We start from the raw sequence: 22,247 nt of genomic DNA on the forward strand, positions 1-22,247 counted from the left end.
ATTTAACCATCCACATGTGAATTAATAAATTCCTTCGTCCCTTTTAGATGAAATTCTATTTTCCTACTTCCGAAAAATACCGAATATCGCTGCTTTAGATCTATAACTTTTTGATCGCGTTCATCACCATAGTCTACGACTTCTATCGAAGCATCACCTCTCACCATCCTAGCTAAGAGCTGCCGCATTTCGAAATCGGCTTGTGGTAACGAATATCCAACAAACACAAGCCTATCTGCCTCAGATAGCTCAATACCGGCATTGTGCCAAATGAGTTTGTATTGTGGATTTGACAAGTTTTTCAAAAAGGTTGGCATTATCAAATTGGATACAAGATTCATCGACTTGTCTGTCGATCTAAAATTTTTTTCACAGTGCCTGCAGGGAGTCGGATTGTGAAAGTGATCAATTGCTATTTTTCTTCCGAAATCCACATATACGCGAGAACATCTTGGACATTGCAGCCAGTTTAGGGAGCCATGCAACTTCAGAAGTTTTACATTGAAACCTCCTGCCCCTATTTTTTCAAGACCGGGCTTAACCGAGCCATCATCAATCTTATGGGAACTAATATAGCAGCAGTAATCCACAACCCCATCTTCTAAATACCGCTCACCAATATAAGACTTCAAAGAGTTATCCAATAAAATATCCCAATTGGTACTCAATACTGCCACTGGATCGAATTGCTTCCTTGTACGCCGTAGTTGACACTGCTCAACCAAGAATTTTGCAAACTTATCAACATAGTCTTCCCGAGTGTCTTTAAGCTTCTTCTCTAATGCTAGGCCTATAAGATAATATACCGTCTCCCTCACCTGGAAAATTTTATCCCTATCAAGATTTCTGAAGGAAACATTATCTAAAAGACAGCGATCAATAGGAGTAAATATATCCTCCAGTGGAACTGACTTGTGTTTGTCTGGAGGTATTAACAATACATCCGTCAAAAAGGCAGCGAACTCATCAATACTTTTTTTGTGAAATGGTGTTTCAGGACTTTCGCTAAGTTCAAAGATCGTCTTTATCAGATTCTCTTGCGATGGAGCCCCGGCCTCAATTGAAAATCCCGCTCCTAGAATATAAACAGTTTTGCTCATAAAAATCCTTGCTTCATATTTGAACTAAACAGAACTACTTGCCCCAATCATCCTGCCCACACAGTTGCACTCTGAGCATCGTAAAATTTGACTGAGAGGGGAGACTTCTTCCCATTCTTACTTTCCAGTGCAGACGCACGAGCTATCATTTCCTTATTCGATTTGGCCTTAGGGTCTCCGTATACTCCAACCCAAAGATTAGAAATCTTGCTTTTTTCAATTCTCTTAAGAATATGTTCGTCATTGGGCGACATTGACATTCCATAGACAAACAAACTTCCTCCAATGGAAGCCAAACTTTTAAGGCCTCGTTGAAGGTATCCACTCTTCATTATCCGCCCCATCTTTTGATCGCTTGTCCCCTCTGCCACGATTAGGGGATATGAATCTCTTTCCAATGACTCATTAATTTGATCTATTAACTTTACCCCAGTTCTGGTCCAAGTAAATTTTTGAAGTTCCGTATCTGACTCAAATAAATGAAGAGCGCCATGAAGATAGTAAACATTTTGCTTGTTAGAATTCTCTACTTCCCAGCTAACGTAGGTAACTGATTCATCTTCTCCATCAGGATGTCGAAAACCATCGTCGAAATCTATTTTTTGAAAAGGCTTGTCACCTTCAAGCTCATGCATGAGCGTCCAGTAGAGAAGGAGATCGTAATTGAGTGTATAGATATTTTTAAAATTTCTTAGAAATTCTCTTCCATGACGGAATTCAGAATCAGATAATTTCGATGGGTTGGCTGGATGATGTTTAGAAATCGTATCAACAAGTAGGTTTTTCAACTTTTTTGCATCGCCATTTAAAGTAGAAACAAGTTTCTTTTGGTCATTCGCATAGATCTCAACCAGTTTTGCAGAGTCCCTAAGCGTTCGAATAACGACCTCAAAATCAGTAGTTTCAAGTGTATTAAAAGAATCCCTTGCTCTTTTTGAAAGTTTTGAAAAGTCTGCTTTTTCAAGCAAGGATCCATATGAAAATATATCTGATCGACAGGCCTGACTAAAGCCATTTCCAAGAAGAATATGTTTTCCCTCATTCTTCGGAATTGACCGGAGCGCATCCTCGAAAGTAGCTAGTTCTCCACTCATAAGTCCCCTATTAATACAAATTCAATATACTAGATTGGATCTCTTGATTTTGGCTCAAAACTTGGCTTTTCGACTATCAATGATACTGGAAAAGTAAAGTTTGGAGTTGTAACAAAAGCTTCGCCTTGAGTGAGCGTCGGAAGAGCAGAAATGATGTGCCTATTAAACTCTCCAACCGTTCCCTTTAAAATCTCAGCATCCGACATATTGGTAATCCTATGGCAAATAACCGTGCCAATTTGACTCATCACTCCTTGAGGAATATCTTTTGGCCTCTGCGTTGCCAACAACAGCATTAAACCATATTTCCGACCCTCTTTTGCAATAATGTCCAAAGACTCACTCGTAACCTCATCATCACCAAATTTAACCGACGGCCTGAAGAAGTTATGCGCCTCATCCACTGCGAAAATTAGAGGATTTGAGTTAAATTCTCCAGCCCTCGCTTTTCTCATCAAATACCGACAAAATGCGTTTACAACTATTTCTCGTGTGGAAAATTCAAATGACAGATGTTTTAAAGAAATTCTAAGCACCTTCTTTGTGCCTGTTAAGAAAGTATTCACTTCATCCGTAAGAGACGGAAGATTCGTGTCCCAAAGACACTTTAGTTCTGCAGTATTTTTCCAATTCTCGATTCGGAGAATTAGAGTTTGCTGATATCCGATTTGCCTTGTATCTGTTGCCCAAGTATCAATATTAATGCACTCATATTTTATCTGCTCTACAAGATCATCAAGACTAAAATCGCAAGACGAACTTGTTGCCTTAGCATGCCCTCGCGCATATCCAGCTTCATATGCTGATCTTGATGCGTTGTCTTTCTTGAAGTTACGATTCGCGTTGGCATTTCCCTGAAGAAACCCGCCCTCTATTAGTTTAAGAGTTTTGATAGCCTCTTTTAGAATAGGAGCCTGTGCCTGAGGACTTGGTTTAAAAAAGGCGAACATATCCTCCACTGTCAGATTTCTGTATGTAAACGACACCAAATTTGAATGAGGTGCAGATTGTTGGCTCCCTAAATCGACATGTGAAGCTATGCTTTGTGGAAGATCAACGAATTCGCCAGTCGCATCTAAAAGAATTACGCGCACATCGTGGCTAGTGGTTTTTTCAATAATCGAAGCAAGAGACCAGCTCTTACCACTTCCTGTATTTCCTACGATAGCACAATGGCGAGCAAAGATATCTTTCATAGAAACCTTGAGCGGATTTTTCGCCGCATTTATGGTTCCTATTGAAATCGACCGCCCTTTACTTTCACCTAAAAAGAGCGGAATGAGATCCGGAGTTACAACAAATGCATCAGACCCAACGACTGGATGACAAAGAATCCCACGTTCTGCCTCACTCTTGATAGTCGAGTAGCTACAAAGAATTTGGCATTTTATGATAATATTAGGGCTATTTAAAATAGGCCCTTGAACCTCTGAAACACGCCCCAGAAGTATTGACGAATCCGGACAAGGAAATGCGATATATGTACCATATGTAATTGGAAGAGACTCTTCGCCATATCCAGTCAACGGCATTGATGCGTTTTCTCTTTTTACAGAAACGGAAATAGCCGTGGCTTCTACAATCTGGACTGCACCTACTCTCAGGTGTGGATCAAGGGGACGTTTATGCATTTTCAGCTACCTTCAAAAGGGATTTGAGAAAAATTTCCTCTCGGGAAGCATTCTGTATATGTGGAATCGTTTTCATTAACTCTTCAAATTTTATTTCTAAGAACGTTAATCGTTGATCATTTATTTCTGAGCGCTTTCTGAGGAATTGCGCTTTGTCGTTCTTCTCAATCCATGGATCGGCTAAGATCAGGTTCAAATCAAAATTAATATCTAATGAATTCGACAGAATCGAATTGATGTGTTCATCGCCACAGGAGTATCCGACCAAAAGCAAAGTCGTCTGCGGTAAACGCAAAGCTTCTTTTAACCGAGTCACCATTTCCAAGAATGGTTGCTCATAAGAAAGTTGGAACTTATCCTTTGTGGGAAATATAAGCATTGGATTATCCGCTACTCCAAACTGTTTTTGCAGCCTTTCTTGTTTCTTAGTCCAATTCAGTGATCCGTGAAGTTTGTAGAAATAGGCCGCAGCTTCGACGGGCTTACTTACATTTTTTCTTTTAACCACCAAATCATAGTCAAAGTAAATTGGACTAAACTGATGGGGGTAAGAGAACGAGAATCCATCAATTAAAGTGAATCCAGTATTTGAAGCAGCTGTTTCTAAGGCAAGATCATAGTTCAATGTGAAAACATGCGAGCGATTGGATGAGTTCCTACTAGAGATCAATCTTAGAAAAGATTCGAAAACGCTTAGATCTGTTCTATCGCCAAGAAAGTTGGTCATTCTCACGATTAATTTTTTTGCGGTACTAATAAAGTCCTCAATCTTCTCATCGTTCGTCACTTTATAATACAGTATGCATCTCGAAAGAATCTCTTCAAGATCGGTAGACGCCTCGGCTCCGACTAGCTTCTTAATCTCATTAAAATTTTTATCCTCTGCTTCGATTGCCTTCAAGATATCTCGGACTAATGGTGCCTCAATAGCGGAGTTTTCCTTATCAACTTTTATCGCCTTTGAGGCCCCTGCCCCAAAAAGTACAACAAGATTTTCTGCCGCAAGACGCGAGGAAAGATGTTCTTTTATTTTTCCATGAGAAACGCTTTGCCCTTGATCATCAGCAGACACATTTTTCCACTCAAAGTCTGACAGCCGCCCACAAACCTTCATACGCACCTCTTTTGGTAAATAAATCATAGATTATACATTACATATTGTTTAACCATTTGAATCTTAGACTGAATCCTTAGTCGATAGGCTAGACAAATTGGATCAATCAGACGCTGTCTTGCTTCACTCAACTTAGGTCTATATTGGTTATACTTGCGTAAAATAGATCCCTTATCGCATGCCGTTTGTGCTCCCCAGAAAGTTTGGAGAACCCCATCTTTCAGTCCGGGACTCATAGATGATCTTCACTTGCGCCCTCCAAATAACTCGTTGAATGGCATCAATGCCATGAACTCCAGCAAGAACAGTGATTATACTCAAACTCCAAAATATCAGGTTAGTAAGATTCATAGTTCCTCTCCTTTGATGACAATTTGTTTGGATTCAAACCTTGCGACGATCTTTTTAACCGCCTTGTTATGCCAAGCCTTGGCCTTTCGAGGCCTAAACCTTTTCGTCTTGAGATAATGAGTGATTTCATTGGCATCACGCCCCTCTTTCCATTGGCGATGGATTTTAAGTAACACGTCATATTCAATTGGGTTCTCAACCAAACGTCCTTGAAAGTAACAATACCCAAAGGGCGGTGGAGTTTTCGTCTTGCGAGTGCGCCATCGACTAACCTCTGTAGGAATCGGATCTTTAGGGCTCAGTTCCACTCCAGCTTTGACTAAATGACTTCTGACCGTGGTTTTTGAAATATTCAGCTCTTTGCCGATATCGCGTAAAGATAGACCTTTCCGATAGAGGTCTATGCACTCTCGCGAATTATCCTGCTTGATGAGGAAATTTACTTTAATTATATCAAATACTTGATGGGGTTCGCTTAACAGGGGCTGCGGGCGACCATTTAATTGATTTTTAAAAGCCTTTTGATGATTCAAAAGGCTTTTTTCGTTTCAGGGGGTAAGTCCTCGGCTCTCCCTGCAATTTCTGCATTCCCACCCATCAAGTGCACAAGAACTCTTTAAAACGTGATAAAGGTCAGGTTATTCAAGGAGATCCCATGAAGCTTCTGACATTCACGTTCGTGAGCCTATTTGCTGTTTCAGCTTTTGCGGGCCGCCTTACTTCTGCCGAAATCAATCAGAAGTGTTTGGACGTTTTAGTTAAAAACGCGGCTACGGCTTCTATCGATTTGCAAAGTGATATTATTCCTGGCGAGAAGCTGACTGATATTTTAGCTCCATTGAAGAGCAACAATTCAAATCTTAAAATTACCAATGAATGTGTCAAAATTTCTTATGACGGCATTTATCAATGTCAGTTGATCATGAGTGCGACTATCGGTGAAGTCGGCGTTGAATACGCTGTCTTTGTTGGCACTGATGGGCAAACACCTGCTGATAAAGTTCTTCCTAACGTTTACATCTCTCGAGGTCACTAGTTATGTCTCATCCCCAAGATCCAAAAAATGAAAATCTACCGACGGACACTTCTGAACAACTGACGGCTGAGGCTGAGTTGCTGGAGGAAAATTTTGATAATGCTGACACGCTTGAGGACTTCACCAAGGTTCTTATGGAGAGCCTGACTTCGAAGCTTCATGCGAATATTGACGAGATCTTTAAGCAGAATAAATAGCTCATTGTCTCTTGCTCAAATTCAATTAAGGAAAAACGCACTGACTAAAATCAGTGCGTTTTTTTTATTGCTATTCACCCAGGTGAACACTTGCGCACGAAACTACTGACAAGTGACTGATTTGATATACTTCGTCTTTTGCTTGATTCCCATGAACGTGCTTTCGGATCTAATTACATAAAAAACTGCCGTGCGATTCCAAACAAAGAAAGTGCCAAGTTCGTGGGCAACAGCATCACTCTTTCCAACCGAGAGGCAGATCGCTTGCAATATGCCTCTCCCTTCATCAGTTAAGATTTCTGCCGCAGCAGAATGGATTGGACTATAGTCAGGCATACCAATTTTATAAATTTTGTCTGCCAGTTTGTACGTCGGCTTCTGTAGAACTACGGTTCCATCATCATATTGGTCGACGCTCTCGAACTTGATATTCGATGGAGCAACATCTTGATTAATTTGGTCATCCGCAAGTGCAGTGTTGAAAGATAACAAAGCTACTACAGATAAAATTAATGATTTCAGGGGGAATGATTTCATTTAGAATTCTCCTTTAAGGGCGTTTTGTGGAGAATAATGGAGTGCGGGACTTATCTCGATAATGTAGTTATTATCAAGTAACTAAAAAGGTATCTTAATAGCTACTGATGTTATTTAAATATATGGTTTTATTAAGTATATTTATTTTTTAAAAACGGCGAATCCTTCTGGTTTCTCGCCCCCTAACCCAGAATAAACATGATTCTTAAGAGCGCAATATAGGTGGACAACCCGCCAATCTGAATAAACAATATTCACATTGGTGAAAACGAAAACGTATCTCCCCCACATTGATGGACTTCGGGCTTTTGCCATTTTGGCAGTGGTGCTCTTTCATACATTTCCTTCGGTGGTCCCCGGTGGCTTTACGGGTGTCGATATCTTTTTTGTTATCTCGGGCTTTCTGATTACCCGTCTTATACTTTTAGATCTGCAGGCAGAGCGCTTTTCGCTTGCCGGTTTTTGGTTGCGCCGGGTGCGCCGCCTGTTTCCTCACCTATTGCTGATGCTGTTTTTTGTTCTGCTGACGGGTTGGTGGATTCTTTTCGACTTTGAATTTAAAGAGCTGGGACAGCAGGCACTTGCTGGAATTACTTTCACCAGTAACTTTTTGTTTGCGAAGCAGGCCGGATACTTTGACGTCAACGCTGCTCTTAAGCCACTACTTCATCTGTGGTCCTTAGGAATCGAGGAGCAGTTTTATATACTTTTACCTTTGGTCATTCTGACTTTTGGTGTTCGGCATTTAGGTAAGATTCTGGGGCTGCTTTTAGCTGCGTCTTTTCTTTGTTCGGTCTATTGGGTTCAGGAACATCGAATTCACGCTTTCTATTTGCCGGACTCGCGCATGTGGGAACTATTGATCGGCTGTATTCTTGCGTATCTTCATACCAAGAATAAGCCGTTCTTTAAGAATGCTGGGAGCATACCAGTTTTTGCTCTGGGACTTATTGCGCTGCTGACGGCGGTGGTTTACTTCTCAGAGATCACGCCCTTTCCAGGTATGTGGGCCCTGCTGCCTACGCTGGGTGCAGCGGCGGTCATTGCGACTCCTAATAACTATTTGTCTGCCATGATTTTTGAAAATCGCTTGATGGTGCAGCTGGGAAAACTTAGCTATCCCCTTTACCTTTGGCACTGGCCGCTTTTGGTTTTTCGCAAGATGATGAATACAGATTCGGCAGCATCGGGCGTACTGTGTCTGCTGTTGGCGTTGCTGCTTTCAGTAATGGCGGAGTGGCTGGTTCGATCGATTTCCTTTCAACGTAAATCCGTGTGGCTAACAACGGCCGCTGTGAGCGCGACTATTGGTTTTACTAGCTTTCAAGCTTATTCCGAGCGCCTTTATCCCTATTCTCACCGCCTGAACTTTTCTGATGTCACTCGGGCCTTTTCGGATTGGGGCTTCCCTCCCAAGAATCCCCAAATCGTTCCTTACAAAAATAGAGGATTCTATTTTCTAGGCAAAGAAGTAAACTCGGACACAGTTGTTTTTATTGGCGACTCGAATATTGAACAGTATGGCCCGACAGTTGAAGCGGCGATTCTAACAGACGATCATAGAAGTGCGATCTTCGCAACCGGCGGAGGCTGCGCCCCGTTTAGAAATTTTTGGCGCACTGATGCCGATTGGTGCAATAACCTGGTCGAGACCGCGGAAGAATTTATCAGGGAGAATAAAATCAAACACGTCGTCTTGGGAGCTTTCTGGCGTGGATACTACGTTGAGTCCCAGCACTTCCTTATGATTAATGGCGAACGGGTTTTCATGGGCGGCGAAGGTGCAAACTTCGATATTTGGCTTGGCGAACTTCGCAAGCAGATTCAAGACTATCGAAAAGCAGGAATTTCAGTGTATTTAGTCGGGAACACTCCCGTGGCCGCCCTTTTAAATCCCAAGTTCATTATCAATCGGAATGTGTTCCAAAATATTTTTGAAAAACAAATAACTGAAGTTCCATTACGCGATGTGGACCAGCAAGTGCACGTGATCAATCGAAAACTTGCAGCCGTGGCGCAAGATGCAGGTGCCGTCTATTTGTCACCTATTCCCGAGCTTTGCCCTAACGACTCCTGCCCCAACTGGGGCATTGAAGGCCCTATCTACATCGATGCAGCTCATTTACGACCGTACCGCGCCCGACAGTTGAAGTTTTTGGAGACTGTGTTTTAGACAGGGTTCGCGTGGAGCCAGAAGCCCTCAGCGCTTTTCAGGCCTAGCCTTCTCTGGATTTCTTGAAATTTGAATTTCATGCCAAATATCGGCTAGATACAAGACTTCAAGGAATCTTGAATTCCGACAACCAGAAAACTACTGATAATGAACATAAATATCGTAAGCAACTCTCCAAACATCAATAGTCTTTGCCTCGATAGCGACACCCGGTTTTCTCCGAACCGGGTGTTATTTATTCACCTTTAAAAATATAACCTTGTTTGAATATCGAACGCAGTTGGGACCCGCCGGCGCCCATCTTTTTTCGCAGGGATGAGATATGTGTATCAACCGTGTGCTTAGAGACATGAAGACTGTCCCCCCAAAACAACTCCAAAAGTTCCTGTCTTGAGAAAATCCTACCTTCATTTTTCATAAAGTGGCTGAGCAGTTTAAACTCTATCGGCGTCAACGACAACGGAGATTCAACTCCGCCTTCGTCGGTTGAAAATATCCGATGCAGTAGTAAGTCGACTCTATATCCAGATGTTATAATCGAGGACTCGCCATTTCCCGAACGTCGGAGTTTGCCGCGCACCCTGGCTTTCAATTCCGCTGCATCAAAGGGCTTTGTGATATAGTCATCTCCACCGGACTCGAATCCTTGCACCTTACTGGAAACTTCAGATTTTCCCGTCAAAAAAATGACCGGCAAGTCCGAGAATCTTCGCTCTGCTCTTAAGTCACGACAGAACTGAAATCCATTCGCATCTGGTAAGCTGACATCCAGTAACAACAAAGCATACTGACCCTTTTCAAGCTCATTAAGGCCCTCTTTAGCAGAGCTGACGCTTACCAAAATACAGACCTCTTCGACCGCATGGCGAACAATGGCTTGCATTTCCCTGGAGTCTTCCACCAACAGTACTTTCTTACTTTGTGTCTCCATAGTTTCATTGTCGGTCATCATCTATTGACTTCTCCAGCACTTTTAGTGTGTATTTTGTTTATAATTCACCCTGATCCTTGGTCGGCGCCATAGTTGGCTATAGCGTAAAAGCATGATCACAAATCATAAGGATCCTGGTTACCTTAAGACGCCGCGAGCGCTTACCCTTGGTGGACTTATTCTTCTTGGAGCTATCGCATTCCTGGCTTTTCTAAGCGGGAAAAGGCTTCTTGAAACCGCAGCCTGGCGCCGGCACGCCTACGTTGTTCTTGGAGAAATAAAGGAGTTGAAAGCAAAACTTGAGGAAACCAAGTCCAGCTATATCGCACTATATACAGATCCAACGCAAGCCTACGATACCTTTATAAAATCGCAACACGGGGTCCACCAAGCCATCATTAATCTGAATAGTCTTGTCCTCGACAACAAGGATCAGTCAAGGCTCGCAAAAAAAATCCAAACGCTGGTGAACATCAAGATTGCCCTTTGGCAGAGTCACGCGGTGGCTTTGCAAAAGGGCGGCAACTCAACAGCCGACCAATTCAAGACTTTTCTTTCGACGACCGAGACCAGCGAAGTTGATCGGCTAATTTCAGAAATTGAAAATGAAGAACAAGAAATCCTTATGCGGCGAACAGCAAGTGTGGATAGAAATTTTCAAATTACCACCATTGTTGTTATTGGGGGACTTGCGATTGCCTTTCTAATTTTCCTGTTTTCCACCCGACTTCTGCAAAAACAGATAATTGTCTGCAAACGTATCGAAGTAGAACTCGAACGCGCCCGAAGCAAGGCTCAAGAGGCGTCCAACCTAAAGTCGTCCTTCCTGGCGAATATGAGTCACGAAATTCGCACTCCACTAAATGGAATTATCGGCATGACTAAACTTTTTGAGCAAACTCCCTTGAATAACCGCCAGCTTGATTACCTTGAAACTATCAAGACCTCGTCCACGTCCCTGCTTTCCTTGATCAATGAAATTCTAGATCTATCAAAGATTGAATCCGGCAAATTGCAATTGGAAGAAACAAACTTTGAGCTTTCCTCTTTGGTAAAAAGCGCCGTTACCATTGTCGAATATTCTGCCAGACTGAAAGGCCTGACCATCAGCACCGAGATCAGTTCACAGGTGCCAGAGTTCCTTAAGGGAGACCCTTTACGTTTACGGCAGGTGCTTTTGAATCTGCTTAACAACGCCATCAAGTTTTCTGAGCACGGCCTGATTAAAGTAAAAGTAACTCCCTATGGACCGGATAAAAATGGAGCTCCTCATTTACTATTTGAAATTGTCGACCAAGGCGTGGGTTTTGATTTAGAAACCAAGTCTCGACTGTTTCAGAGCTTTTCCCAAGGTGATAGTTCCATGACCCGCAAATACGGAGGAACTGGACTGGGACTTGCGATCTCAAAGCAAATTGTGGAAATGATGAACGGAACCATCGACGTTGATTCCGTAAAAGGAATTGGTTCCCGTTTTTTCTTTGACGTCACATTAGGCCTGCCCGGTACAGACTCCGACATCAAAAAGATTTCCAGTCTTAAACCCGTCATGCCACTTCAGGGAAGAGTCCTGATTGCCGAGGACAATCTTGTAAACCAAAAGGTTGTTTCAGAAATGCTGTCAACCATGGGATGTAGCAGCCAGGTTGTGGAAAACGGTTACGACGCCATTGGGGCACTATTAACTGAAAAATTCGATCTGATTCTGATGGATGCCCAAATGCCGGGAATGGATGGATACGAAGCCACCCGCAGAATTCGCAAAGGCCAGGCCGGCGAGGACAATCGTTACATTCCAATCCTGGCAACAACTGCCAATGCCATCAAAGGTGACATTGAACTTTGTCTTGAAGCAGGTATGAACGACTATATCAGCAAGCCCATCTCCTACAATGACCTGGCGTTCAAGATAAGCAAGTGGATTAAGGCTGGGTCCCAAATCGGAAAACCACTGGAAACTGAAAGCTCAAACCGAAAGTTTGCCCAACATGGCGACAAGCTGTTGCAAGAAGTCGCTGTCATCTTTAATCAAGACAGTCCAATTCTTGTCGCAAACATGAAAACCGCTGCGGCGGTCGGTGACATTAAACAAGTTGCTGCCCTCGCGCACAATTTGAAATCTTCCGCAGCTTATTTGGGAGCCTTACGCCTTAAGGAAATTGCAGAGAGAATCGAGTCCCTGGATGTAGAATCCACCGACCGGCAACAGGTATCGTTGCTGGTGGAATCGCTGACCAAGGAGTTAAAGCTGGCTCAGGAGGATCTGAAAGCAAGAATAAAGAACCTACCTCCTCAGAATCCGAACTGACCTTCACACGGTAAAGGCGCATTCATTTGACTCACATATTTGAAAGCCGTCGAGATACAACCTCATGTGGGAATACAGATGGGAAAGATGATAAACCCGGCTAAAGCTGTCTTTTTAAAAACACCTTTTAAATGTGTTAGCCCTCCTGTAAAAAAAAGCCATGACATCTGATAACCAGGCCCATCCATTCGGGGACCTTGAAAAAACCAGTCAAATGGCACAAGCCACTTTGAACTATGACTGGGCGCGGACTGAGCTGGGTCCCATTGAAAGCTGGGACCTCGGCTTGATCAATTCCCTGCGCATAGTTTTCAGCTGTCCAATCGGTATGTACTGCACTTGGGGAACCCAGCGACGGGTCTTCTATAATGATGCCTATATTCCAATTTTAAAACATCGGCACCCGCGTGCATTAGGCAGCTGTCTTCACGATGTATGGCCGGAAGTGTGGGATCAAGTGCTTGCCATTGTCAGCAAAGTCGAAGGCGGCGGATTCGTTCGCGAGTCCGATGTGCAGTTCGACATCGAGGTCGACGGCAAGCCTCAGGGAAACTACTATACCTACGGGAACTCTCCCCTATTTAATGCTGCCGGAAAAATCTCGGGAATGCTTTGTACGATCTTAGATACCACTACTTCGGTACGACGAACACACGCAGCTTTGCAGGCGGCGAAGGAAGCTGCCGAAAAAGCGAACCATGCGAAGTCAGCGTTCCTGGCGAATATGTCCCACGAAATTCGCACTCCACTAGGCGCCATTCTGGGGTTCGCAGAAATTATCGGCACTCAAGACCTGGAAGCCTCCGAGAGAGAACAGTACTTCGATATCATCCATCGCAACGGCATCGCCCTGACGCGAATTATTGACGACATTCTGGATTTATCGAAAATTGAGGCGGGCAAATTCGTTGTCGATACGGCGCCGGTAAAAATCAAGAGCCTGCTGGAAGAAGCCACGGCCATGTTCATGGACCGCGCCACTGAAAAAAATGTTCAGCTGAATGTCCTGACTGAAGATGCTGATGTGACGGTGATGTCCGATGCTGTTCGCATTCGTCAGGTTTTGGTAAACCTAATCGGCAATGCGATAAAGTTTACCTCCAAAGGGTCAGTGAAAGTTTCCTGCACGACCGAGCCAGTGAACGGAACACAAAGAAAGGTGACCTTTCGAATTCAAGATACTGGTATCGGCATGACACAAGAACAGATGGATCGACTGTTCAAACCATTCACACAGGCCGATGCAACTTCCACCAGGGAGTTCGGAGGCACGGGATTGGGTTTGGCGCTTTCAAAAAATCTGGCTCATGCCTTGGGGGGGGATGTTAGAATCAACGGCTGCGAACCCCAAAAGGGCTGCACCTTTGAATTCTCATTTCAAGCTGAAGAAGCCACTGTTCTTGCTGCAACAAGTGCGGCGGACAATTCAGTCCCGGAAATGCAAACCTCGTTAGCGGGCTTAAAGGCTTTGGTCGTCGATGATTGTCCTGACAACCGAGAACTTATAAGGACAATCTTAAACAATTCAGGTCTTGAAGTCATCGAAGCTAAAAGTGGCGAAGATGCTCTTCGGGAAGCCTTCAGACATCGCTATGATGTGGTTTTAATGGATATTCAAATGCCGGGGCTTGATGGCTATGGCACTGTGGCTGCGCTTCGCAAGCTGGGGTTTCAAACCCCTATCATCGCGCTGACCGCCCATGCAATGAAAGAAGACAAGGAACACGCCTTGGCTGCGGGCTTTGCAGACCACCTGACAAAGCCCATCAACTCAAATCTTCTGCTGCAAACTATTCAATCACAAATCAAACGTCCGCTCTGATTGTGGAGTAGTAACCAAACTCAAAAACTCTGCGTGGATTCTTAAATCCCGCTTCGTGAAGTATTTCGAACAACTCCACTTCAGTGTATTGCTGGGAAGCATGATTCAGGTGCATCATCAGATCAAATAGCACGGTGTACTTGGGTGACATCCGATCTTCATTTAACAGGGCTTCATTGATAAAAACAGCTCCGTTACTTGGCAATGCCTGACGGATATTTTTTAAAATTTCCACACCTTTCGCGCGAGGCCAATCATGAAGCACATTACTTAGAAAGTAAGCCTGCCCGTTAGCGGGCCATTGCTGTTCGAAGAAACTTGCAGGAAAGTATTCGATACTTGTAGGATCCACGTAGTGCTTAAGAATACCTTTGGCTGACTCACACACCTGTGGCAATTCGAACAATGTCAGTTTCATCTCTGGATGAAGTTGCCTCATGGCTGCCAAAAATATTCCAGAGGCGCCCCCAACATCAACGACACTGGTGAAATCCGCAAAGATTCCGCTTTTGGCAACCGCGATAGCCACGGCCCCAATATTGGTATTCATCATAGCGGTGAATCGGTCAGCGGCTTCCTGAGTTAAGGTTCCGGTCTCCCACATTGAAGTGTAAGATCCTTTTCCGAACGCCACAGGGTCCGGGCCATTTTTCATCATGTTGCTGATTCTTTTGTAGGCCCATGACTCTTTGTTTGAATAGAGTTGAAATATCCGGCAAAGGGGTGATCCGCGTTTGAAGAACGCATCCCCCACTGTCGTTAAAGAGTATTTTCCATCGTCATTGGCAAGGCCGCCTTGAGTTACCAAAGCATTTAGCAAAACTTCGACAGCTCTTTTGTCTGAATTGATTTTTGCGGCAAGTGTGGCAGCATCTTGAGGCTCTGACCCAATAATTCTAAACAGGTCAAATTCATCTGCGACCGCAACTGCCGACAGGCCGACTTGGTCCATGTAAAGATCGCAAATAATTTTATCATCAGGAATCGCAAACTCGACAAGATTCTTCATTCCTACTCCTTGGTGTGTTTACTGGTTTTAAACTCCTCCATTGAAATTCACAATGCGCCGCGCATATTGCAAATCGAAGAATCCACTGTATAGTGAATGTATAAGTTTACAGAGACATTCGTCTCAATCCCCCTCTAAAAGTTCTATGCAAATATTGGTGGCCCTGCGGTTGCAGTAGTGATTTGTTATGAAACCAAGTGCACACAGTTCAGGCCTAATTTTTAGGGCAGTGAAATGGCTGTTTATTGTTTATACAGCTGTATTGCCAATTCACGTCTATGGGGCCCATAGCTGCGAGCACGTGTTTGCAGAGGAGATCCAGGCCGTTCCCCGAGTCTTTTTCCATCGCCTGATCAGCAAAAATCTTCTGGAACCTTCTGCCAATACAGACTTAGTTTTAGCGAATGTGGCGAAGTTAGCCGAAGCCGTGCTACACGAAAATTCCAAAATCATAGAATCAGGTCGCGCCTACAATCGGCTTCGCATGACCGATTTTGTCGTCGAGCAAGTTAAATTAATTCCCGGTAAGTATGTCGACGGTTATGGAATTTTCATGGTCAAAATTCGCAACAAGATAAATGGTGACATCGAGTTCGAACCAGTTAGATCGAATGGACGGGCTGCCTTCGTCGAGCGCTCCTTCCAATTCCGCAAAGATTTGAAAAGTTCTGAGCCGGTCGTCAACCGATTCAAAGCTACTTACCTGGAAAATGACAGTGTGAAATCCATCGACCAGGGTGAGGTCCTCATTTCCAGCCTGCCCGAGCAGATCAAGCTTTCTCGGGTTATGTCTCAATCAGAACGCGAACAGTGGTTGAAAGATAAGTCCGTTCTATTTGGCAGTTATGGAGCTAGAACTCATTTCGCTATCAACTATTTCAAATTTCAGAAGCAAGAACCCTACATGATTCCCTATACTAGACAGCAACTTCTGGAGGCTTACCGCCGTGGCGAGGTCGAGATCAACACTTACGATGCCACCCCTCATATGCAAATGTGGCGCGGAAAAATCGACCTAGAGATGGAAGTGGTCTTTGTCGGCCTTGGTGCCATGAATGGCCTGCGCCCTACGATGAAGGAAGCCCTCCAGCAGGGCATCCTCCCTTTCTGATAGCAATACCCAGTAAATTCAAATACTTAAGAGATAGCCCAACAATTGGGCATTTTTTCGCCACCGGTCAAAAGTCAAATTAAGCATACTGGGCCGTGACGACGTGGATCTTGAGGTCTAAATTCTTTGAGTTAGCTCAATTCTCGAAAGGATTTACACAATGAAAGCTCCAGTACGTGTTGCAGTCACAGGCGCTGCAGGTCAAATCGGTTATGCCCTACTTTTCCGTATCGCTAGCGGTGCGATGTTGGGTGCAGACCAACCAGTTATTCTTCAACTTCTAGAGATCCCAGACGAAAAAGCTCAAAAAGCGCTTAAAGGCGTGATGATGGAGCTTGATGACTGCGCATTCCCTCTATTGCACTCTATGATCGCTACTGGTGATCCAGCTGTTGCATTCAAAGATGCAGACATTGCTCTTCTTGTTGGCGCACGCCCTCGTGGCCCAGGTATGGAGCGTAAAGATCTTCTGACTGCAAACGGTCAAATCTTCACAGTTCAAGGTGAAGCAATCGGTAAATTTGCAAATCCAAATGTAAAAGTTTTGGTTGTTGGCAACCCGGCGAACACGAACGCTTACATCGCAATGAAAACTGCAATGAAGCACGGTCGCGTAAAAGCGAAAAACTTCACAGCAATGCTTCGTTTGGATCACAACCGCGCATTGTCTCAACTGGCTACTAAAACTGGTAAACCAGTTGCATCTTTCAAAAAAGTTGCAGTTTGGGGTAACCACAGCCCAACTATGTACCCTGATGTGCGTTTCGCAACTGCTGACGGTGCAAAAGTTCCTGAGTTGCTAAAACTTGGTACTGCTGATGGCGACACTTGGAATAAAGACACTTTCATTCCAACAGTAGGTAAACGTGGTGCAGCGATCATCGAAGCACGTGGTTTGTCTTCTGCAGCTTCTGCGGCTTCCGCAGCTGTTGATCACATCCGTGACTGGTGGTTAGGTACGAATGGTGAGTGGGTTACTATGGGTATCCCTTCTGATGGTTCATACGACATCCCAGAAGGCATTATGTACGGCTTCCCTGTGACTTGCAAAAACGGCGAATACGAGATCGTTAAAGGTCTTGAGATCGACGCTTTCTCTCGCGAGAAAATGAACAACACATTGAAAGAATTGACAGAAGAAAAAGACGCTGTCGCTTCTATGCTGTAGTTTTTAAAATTCTTATTTTGAATTTAAAAAGGGTCTCTTGCGAGACCCTTTTTTTTTACAGTATTGCTTCTAAAAACACGCACCACTAGCCTGATTGAAACAGCCTACAACTTCGCTCTTGCCATTTAAAAAGATCGTCCACTGAGATTGATACGTTAATAGCTTTCCGGATTTATCCTTTAGAATCGAGGGCGCACTGAAGAGTACGTGTTGGTTTATCCATATGTTGATATCGATGGTTCAAGAGTGATGAAGAGCGCCGGCAAATGTACAATCGAAAGCACGGTCACGCCAATTAGGGAATAACAAGAATCTACCCATTTTCGAAATAAAAAACCGGCTTGCGCAAGCTTGCCGGTTTCCTTGATAAATTACTTGTTCAAGAAGAAGACTTAGTTGTTAAAGATCTTCGTACAAGACTTACCAGAGCTTGAAGCCGTACGAATTCTATCAACCGCCTGAGCAGGATTTTTAACGTCCGCCGCGACTTGCTTCAAAATCTCGATGGTTTTCACTCCCGACATTTTAGTTTTTACTGCAAACATCGTAAGGAAAGAACTCATGTAGATGATGCCAGAGTAAAATGAACTGTAGTAAGTGCGTTCAATCACCAAATCCAAAGGTGGGTGAATGAACGTCAACACCGCCAAACCCAGGTATGCGAAGCGAGCCATCTTTTGCTGACCCGCGCGCGTTTCTTTCACCTTGATACTGCGTTCAAGGACGTAGTTGAACTTCAACAAGAAGTCCTCACGCATTACTGAATTAGAATCCATAGATTGCACAGTGTTATCAACAAAGCCTGCGATCTTCGCCGCCGCATCCTGAGTTAGTGCCTCGCGAGCAGATGCAGAGCTCACACCCCACACACGCTTGCCTTGAGAATCTTTTTGGAAGCTCACCAAACGGGAAGCATCGTACATCATCTCGCGCAATACGCCCGCGGCCTTTTCAACGCTGGTCATATCGCGATCGACTTTTTCAGGATCGATGCCCTGGTGGCGCAGAATCACAAAGAATGTTTCGCCCAAAAGTTTCGCCATGTTTTCTGCGCGATCCAAAGTCTGCGTATCCGTTTGACCGGAACGAGCCAAAGTATCCAGGTAAGTCAGTGAATTGAACATCGCCTGGGAAATATCCGCTGAGGTTCTTGAAGAAACAGTTCGAGCGGACTCTTGTGCCTGTACCAACTGCTTGCTGATGGTGTCATACGATTCTTCTGCATGAGCCATCAGGGACAACAAGGAACCAGCGATCAGGATAATTTTCTTCGTAATGGATAGAATATTCGTTTTCATTATCTACCTGCCTGCCAATCAAGGAATTTTTGGAAGAATGATCTTTCATCAACACGTTTATCAGCTGTGAACGCGATCAACATCTCATCACTGAAGGCTTTGTCGTTGGATTTTTCACCTTCGCACGACTGACCTTCAGCACAGCCCGACTCATAGAATGGAAGACCACGTTGATACATACTGATGCCCAGTTCATATCTTGCACCCGGAGTCAGATGGATGCGGGTTTTCTCCCAGAAGTTTTTAAGAGCAAAGTTAAATGGTCCTGTTGCGCGGAACAAGCTGTCGACTCCGCCACGGCCATCCAAAGGAATGATCACGTTGTCGTCGGAGCTCATCACCATGCCGCCGTTCGTATACACATTTTGCGCGATACTAACGTCACGGGACAGGCTTAGCTTTTGAGTCAGGCGCAGGCGGAACTGTGTATCCTTCCAGAAGGACTCCGGCATTGCCAGAACACCATTGCCGCGGTTTTGCTTCACCGTGCTGACTTTTGCACCGGAATCAAGTTTGGAAAGATTGCGGCTTTGGCGAGCTGCGATTGTCACAAGTTCATTGCCAGAGTCTGCAAGCTTCACTTCGTAAGGTTCACCTTCTGCCTCACCGTCTTTAACCCCCACGGAGTTGCGGTAAAGAACTTTCATCGGTTTGCCATAAGCATCCACCGGTGTTACGAAAGTATTCGGTGTTTTACGCTTGATACGATTTACCGTATCGATTTCAACTTTTAGATGAATTGGATTATTCATGCGGCAAGCTGTTTCCTGAAAGCTTTTGTTTTCTGCATATGCATTCCACGCATTATCGACGATCAATTGAGGGCGAATCGTCGCGCTACGACCGAAGTTGCTGACTACGGAGATGTTCTCCCACTCGCCTGGCAACAAATCGTATTTATTAGGAAGAATATCCATATAGTGATCACTTCTTCCCGGGCCCCATTGTGCTGGAGCTGGTTTATTAAACTTAGCTTCGTAAGTCATGCGCTCGTCAGAGCACTTGGAGATTTCATTGTGTGGTTCATTCCAACGGCAGAAGTTTGCAACTTCTTTGTGGCAGGTCATTTTACGTTGACCCACAACACGAGTCGTACAGCCATTTGGGTTACGTCTGCGAGCTGACGGCATATCATCGCCACCCTCGCCTTCAACACCGGTTCCACCCGTCGAATAATCGCGGGAGCCACCGCCACCTCCGCCTGAGCCACCACCACCACTGGATTCATCCTTGGTGCACACGGTTTCAGTGATATCTTCATAACAAGTATAAGGTTCATCATGAGTGCCGCAACGAGCGGCATTCTGACCGTATTCCTCACTGAACCAGGTCCATGTCACGTAAGTGCTATAGTCAATAGCGCCTTTCCATGCGATTTCCGGTTCAGCAAGACGAATCTCTTGCATGCGTTCACGGTTTCCAAGCTTTTCCTGCTTCGTCCATTCTTTAAACTGGGCCGGTTCCATTTTGATAGAGCGGCGAACAAAGTTGCTCGCGCCACCGCCGCAGACCAGTTGAATGTCCGTCGCCATTCTGGATCTATCAGAAGGCAGGTGCTGGCCGCCACAAGGAGTTGTGACGGCAAGTGATTGAAGACTCAGTAAACTTAAAAAACCCAATGCAGCAAGAGATTTCATAAATACCTCAAAGATTAGATTACAAGTCACCAGCGCGGTTATTGATACCACCAGCAGCAGCGCCACCGTTAGCGATCAATGCACGTTTCATTTGCTCTTCCAAACGAGTCGCTTGGTCAAGATTTGCAGCCATTCCATACAGGTTCAAGTTGATGCTGTTGAAGATCTGGCGCAAACCACCTTGATTGGAAACTACGTCGTCAAACTTGCCTTTTTGGCAGCTGCTGATAAGAGAATCGATACTGCACTTCATGTTGCTGTATTGAGCTTTCATCGCCTCTGTAGATTGGTAGCGTGTTTTATAGAACTCACGAGTTCTTGCCAAACCACCTGCGGAAGCCATCAATTGTTCTTCAGCGATATCCGCTGCAACCAATTGAGAGATCATCAACAATGCTTCAGCTGTTTGCGTTTGACCACCAATCCAAGTCAGGAAGGAGTTCGCGCGAACCAGGATGGAAGCGTTTGCATTTTTACCCAGGATTTCTGCAGATCTATCATCCAGCAATTCCAAGACGTTGCGCATGTTCTCTGCTGCATCCGCAAGTTCCACTTCGGAAACTGCGCGCTCTTGGCGGAACTGACGTAAGCTCTCAGTCATGACTGTAAACTTCTCAACATTTGCCCAACGCTTTTGATAAGCCCCCGGCTGGATTGCGCCCAGACGCATACCGTATTTTACGCGAAGATATGAACGAGACCAGAAGATGTCCTGAATTGCTTTGTAAGCTTCATCACGAGCTGCACGGTCACGGTCGTCCTTAAAGCGGTAACGCTCGCTGGAACCATAGTTCGTAACAAATGCCTGAACCAGGCGGCGTGCCTCATTAGCTTGGGAATCCATCAAGCGAGACAATTGCTCGGATGGCAAACGCAACTCGCTGATTTTCAACTGCATCGCTTCGATGTCAGCTTGACTATATAGTGGTACGTCGAAAGTCGGAGAAAGTGTGTTATCAAGGATTACTTGAACACCGCCTGTTGGCAGAGCCACTTTCATTTGCATTGTGTTTGCAGTCGACAAAAGCTCGCGAATTTTTGTGTTATAAAAATCCACTAAACGAGTCATGTCGATGTTGCGGTAACCGGAAACAACTTGATTGCTGTTACCAACTGAGATTTGTGCTTGAGAAGGCAATACACCTTTAGTGATTGCTTCAAGACTTTGAATTTTGCTATCCAAAGCCAGGCGCATTTCCTGAATTTTCGTCAAAGCAGTCAAATAAGCTTCTGCTGAAACTGATTGTGACAAACGTGACTTGTTCGACATTTGCGCGAACTCGCCTGCAACGATATAGCGTGCAAGCTCATTATAAGATGTATCGATTGTTTGGCGAACAGATTGAATGAATTGCAGATCGCTGTCCTGGATTTGGGAGATTCGTCCAAGGATTGATTGCAGGATCTGAGTTGAATCCTGAGTATTGATTTCGTAAGTTCCCGCACTTGCCGTAATAACTGGAGCACCGACAATTGGGGTGATCACAGCTTGGGCTGCAAAGGCATTAGATGCCTGAACGAATAGGACTGAATACATTGCGAATCTGTAAAATGGACGTTTCATTGTTCCTCCAATAAAAGTTGAATTATGACTTCAAACTTTACTGTGCAAAACAATGCCCGCCTTATAAGCATTTAAAGTTGTTTATACGGGCGCCTGAACATTCATATACAAGAATTGTCAGCACCGTGCTTACGCAATTGACGTGAACTCAAAGTAAATTCAATAA

The 22,247-nt window shown here is 44.5% G+C and carries 19 protein-coding genes; 7 read left to right on the top strand and 12 right to left on the bottom strand.

Going from position 1 to position 22,247, the window contains the following annotated elements:
* Window positions 1–2: 2 nt before the first annotated feature.
* The 6 genes from ACLVWU_RS14525 to ACLVWU_RS14550 form a co-directional block, all read right to left on the bottom strand.
* On the bottom strand, window positions 3–1,100 hold the full coding sequence (locus tag ACLVWU_RS14525; RefSeq protein WP_413575553.1) for a hypothetical protein: 1,098 nt from the start codon (window positions 1,098–1,100) through the stop codon (window positions 3–5).
* Window positions 1,101–1,147: 47 nt separating this feature from the next.
* Window positions 1,148–2,194, bottom strand: coding sequence for a DUF4917 family protein (locus ACLVWU_RS14530; protein ID WP_413575554.1), 1,047 nt, complete (start codon window positions 2,192–2,194; stop codon window positions 1,148–1,150).
* Window positions 2,195–2,223: 29 nt separating this feature from the next.
* Window positions 2,224–3,825, bottom strand: a complete 1,602-nt coding sequence (locus ACLVWU_RS14535) for an ATP-binding protein (protein ID WP_413575555.1) — start codon at window positions 3,823–3,825, stop codon at window positions 2,224–2,226.
* Window positions 3,818–4,966: an SIR2 family protein gene (locus ACLVWU_RS14540; protein WP_413575556.1), complete on the bottom strand. Its 1,149-nt coding sequence runs from the start codon at window positions 4,964–4,966 to the stop codon at window positions 3,818–3,820. The genes ACLVWU_RS14535 and ACLVWU_RS14540 overlap by 8 nt, the downstream gene beginning before the upstream one ends.
* Before the next feature lie 144 nt (window positions 4,967–5,110).
* Window positions 5,111–5,290 (bottom strand): hypothetical protein, encoded by a 180-nt coding sequence (locus tag ACLVWU_RS14545; RefSeq protein WP_413575557.1) that lies wholly within the window; start codon window positions 5,288–5,290, stop codon window positions 5,111–5,113.
* Window positions 5,287–5,823 carry a helix-turn-helix transcriptional regulator gene (locus ACLVWU_RS14550; RefSeq protein ID WP_413575558.1) on the bottom strand — a complete coding sequence of 179 codons (537 nt, stop codon included), beginning with the start codon at window positions 5,821–5,823 and terminating at the stop codon, window positions 5,287–5,289. Before ACLVWU_RS14550 ends, ACLVWU_RS14545 begins: the two co-directional genes overlap by 4 nt.
* A gap of 122 nt (window positions 5,824–5,945) precedes the next feature.
* On the opposite strand from ACLVWU_RS14550, the gene ACLVWU_RS14555 reads away from it, so the two are divergent.
* Both ACLVWU_RS14555 and ACLVWU_RS14560 read left to right on the top strand, forming a co-directional pair.
* Window positions 5,946–6,326: a hypothetical protein gene (locus ACLVWU_RS14555; protein ID WP_413575560.1), complete on the top strand. Its 381-nt coding sequence runs from the start codon at window positions 5,946–5,948 to the stop codon at window positions 6,324–6,326.
* Window positions 6,327–6,328: 2 nt separating this feature from the next.
* Window positions 6,329–6,523 (top strand): hypothetical protein, encoded by a 195-nt coding sequence (locus ACLVWU_RS14560; protein WP_413575561.1) that lies wholly within the window; start codon window positions 6,329–6,331, stop codon window positions 6,521–6,523.
* A gap of 102 nt (window positions 6,524–6,625) precedes the next feature.
* On the opposite strand, the gene ACLVWU_RS14565 is transcribed toward ACLVWU_RS14560, so the two are convergent.
* Window positions 6,626–7,060, bottom strand: a complete 435-nt coding sequence (locus tag ACLVWU_RS14565) for a hypothetical protein (RefSeq protein ID WP_413575563.1) — start codon at window positions 7,058–7,060, stop codon at window positions 6,626–6,628.
* A 262-nt stretch (window positions 7,061–7,322) separates the two neighbouring features.
* Here ACLVWU_RS14565 and ACLVWU_RS14570 point away from each other — a divergent pair, with 262 nt between their 5' ends.
* Window positions 7,323–9,233 carry an acyltransferase family protein gene (locus ACLVWU_RS14570; RefSeq protein ID WP_413575564.1) on the top strand — a complete coding sequence of 637 codons (1,911 nt, stop codon included), beginning with the start codon at window positions 7,323–7,325 and terminating at the stop codon, window positions 9,231–9,233.
* A 235-nt stretch (window positions 9,234–9,468) separates the two neighbouring features.
* Here the strand turns inward: ACLVWU_RS14570 and ACLVWU_RS14575 are convergent, their stop codons facing one another.
* Window positions 9,469–10,185 (bottom strand): response regulator transcription factor, encoded by a 717-nt coding sequence (locus ACLVWU_RS14575; RefSeq protein WP_413575566.1) that lies wholly within the window; start codon window positions 10,183–10,185, stop codon window positions 9,469–9,471.
* A 91-nt stretch (window positions 10,186–10,276) separates the two neighbouring features.
* On the opposite strand from ACLVWU_RS14575, the gene ACLVWU_RS14580 reads away from it, so the two are divergent.
* Window positions 10,277–12,472 (top strand): ATP-binding protein, encoded by a 2,196-nt coding sequence (locus tag ACLVWU_RS14580; RefSeq protein ID WP_413575568.1) that lies wholly within the window; start codon window positions 10,277–10,279, stop codon window positions 12,470–12,472.
* 160 nt (window positions 12,473–12,632) lie between these two features.
* Window positions 12,633–14,294 (top strand): response regulator, encoded by a 1,662-nt coding sequence (locus ACLVWU_RS14585; RefSeq protein WP_413575570.1) that lies wholly within the window; start codon window positions 12,633–12,635, stop codon window positions 14,292–14,294.
* On the opposite strand, the gene ACLVWU_RS14590 is transcribed toward ACLVWU_RS14585, so the two are convergent.
* Window positions 14,278–15,303: a methyltransferase gene (locus ACLVWU_RS14590; RefSeq protein WP_413575572.1), complete on the bottom strand. Its 1,026-nt coding sequence runs from the start codon at window positions 15,301–15,303 to the stop codon at window positions 14,278–14,280. The genes ACLVWU_RS14585 and ACLVWU_RS14590 overlap by 17 nt on opposite strands.
* Window positions 15,304–15,532: 229 nt before the next feature.
* Between ACLVWU_RS14590 and ACLVWU_RS14595 the strand changes: the two genes are divergently transcribed.
* Together ACLVWU_RS14595 and ACLVWU_RS14600 are read left to right on the top strand one after the other, a co-directional pair.
* Entirely contained in the window at window positions 15,533–16,414 is an 882-nt protein-coding gene (locus ACLVWU_RS14595; protein ID WP_413575574.1) for a hypothetical protein, read from the top strand.
* 160 nt (window positions 16,415–16,574) lie between these two features.
* The gene (locus tag ACLVWU_RS14600; protein ID WP_413575575.1) at window positions 16,575–17,582 is read left to right on the top strand and encodes a malate dehydrogenase; all 1,008 of its coding nucleotides are present in this window, start codon (window positions 16,575–16,577) and stop codon (window positions 17,580–17,582) included.
* A gap of 392 nt (window positions 17,583–17,974) precedes the next feature.
* Here ACLVWU_RS14600 and ACLVWU_RS14605 read toward each other — a convergent pair whose 3' ends face one another.
* Genes ACLVWU_RS14605 through ACLVWU_RS14615 form a run of 3 tightly spaced genes read right to left on the bottom strand, consistent with a single transcriptional unit; the run spans window position 17,975 to window position 22,081 of the window.
* The gene (locus tag ACLVWU_RS14605; protein ID WP_413575576.1) at window positions 17,975–18,880 is read right to left on the bottom strand and encodes a hypothetical protein; all 906 of its coding nucleotides are present in this window, start codon (window positions 18,878–18,880) and stop codon (window positions 17,975–17,977) included.
* Window positions 18,880–20,517: a hypothetical protein gene (locus ACLVWU_RS14610; protein WP_413575577.1), complete on the bottom strand. Its 1,638-nt coding sequence runs from the start codon at window positions 20,515–20,517 to the stop codon at window positions 18,880–18,882. Before ACLVWU_RS14610 ends, ACLVWU_RS14605 begins: the two co-directional genes overlap by 1 nt.
* Window positions 20,518–20,536: 19 nt before the next feature.
* Entirely contained in the window at window positions 20,537–22,081 is a 1,545-nt protein-coding gene (locus ACLVWU_RS14615; protein WP_413575578.1) for a hypothetical protein, read from the bottom strand.
* Window positions 22,082–22,247: the final 166 nt, after the last annotated feature.

This window comes from Bdellovibrio sp. HCB290 (assembly GCF_047305925.1).
Lineage (GTDB): Bacteria > Bdellovibrionota > Bdellovibrionia > Bdellovibrionales > Bdellovibrionaceae > Bdellovibrio.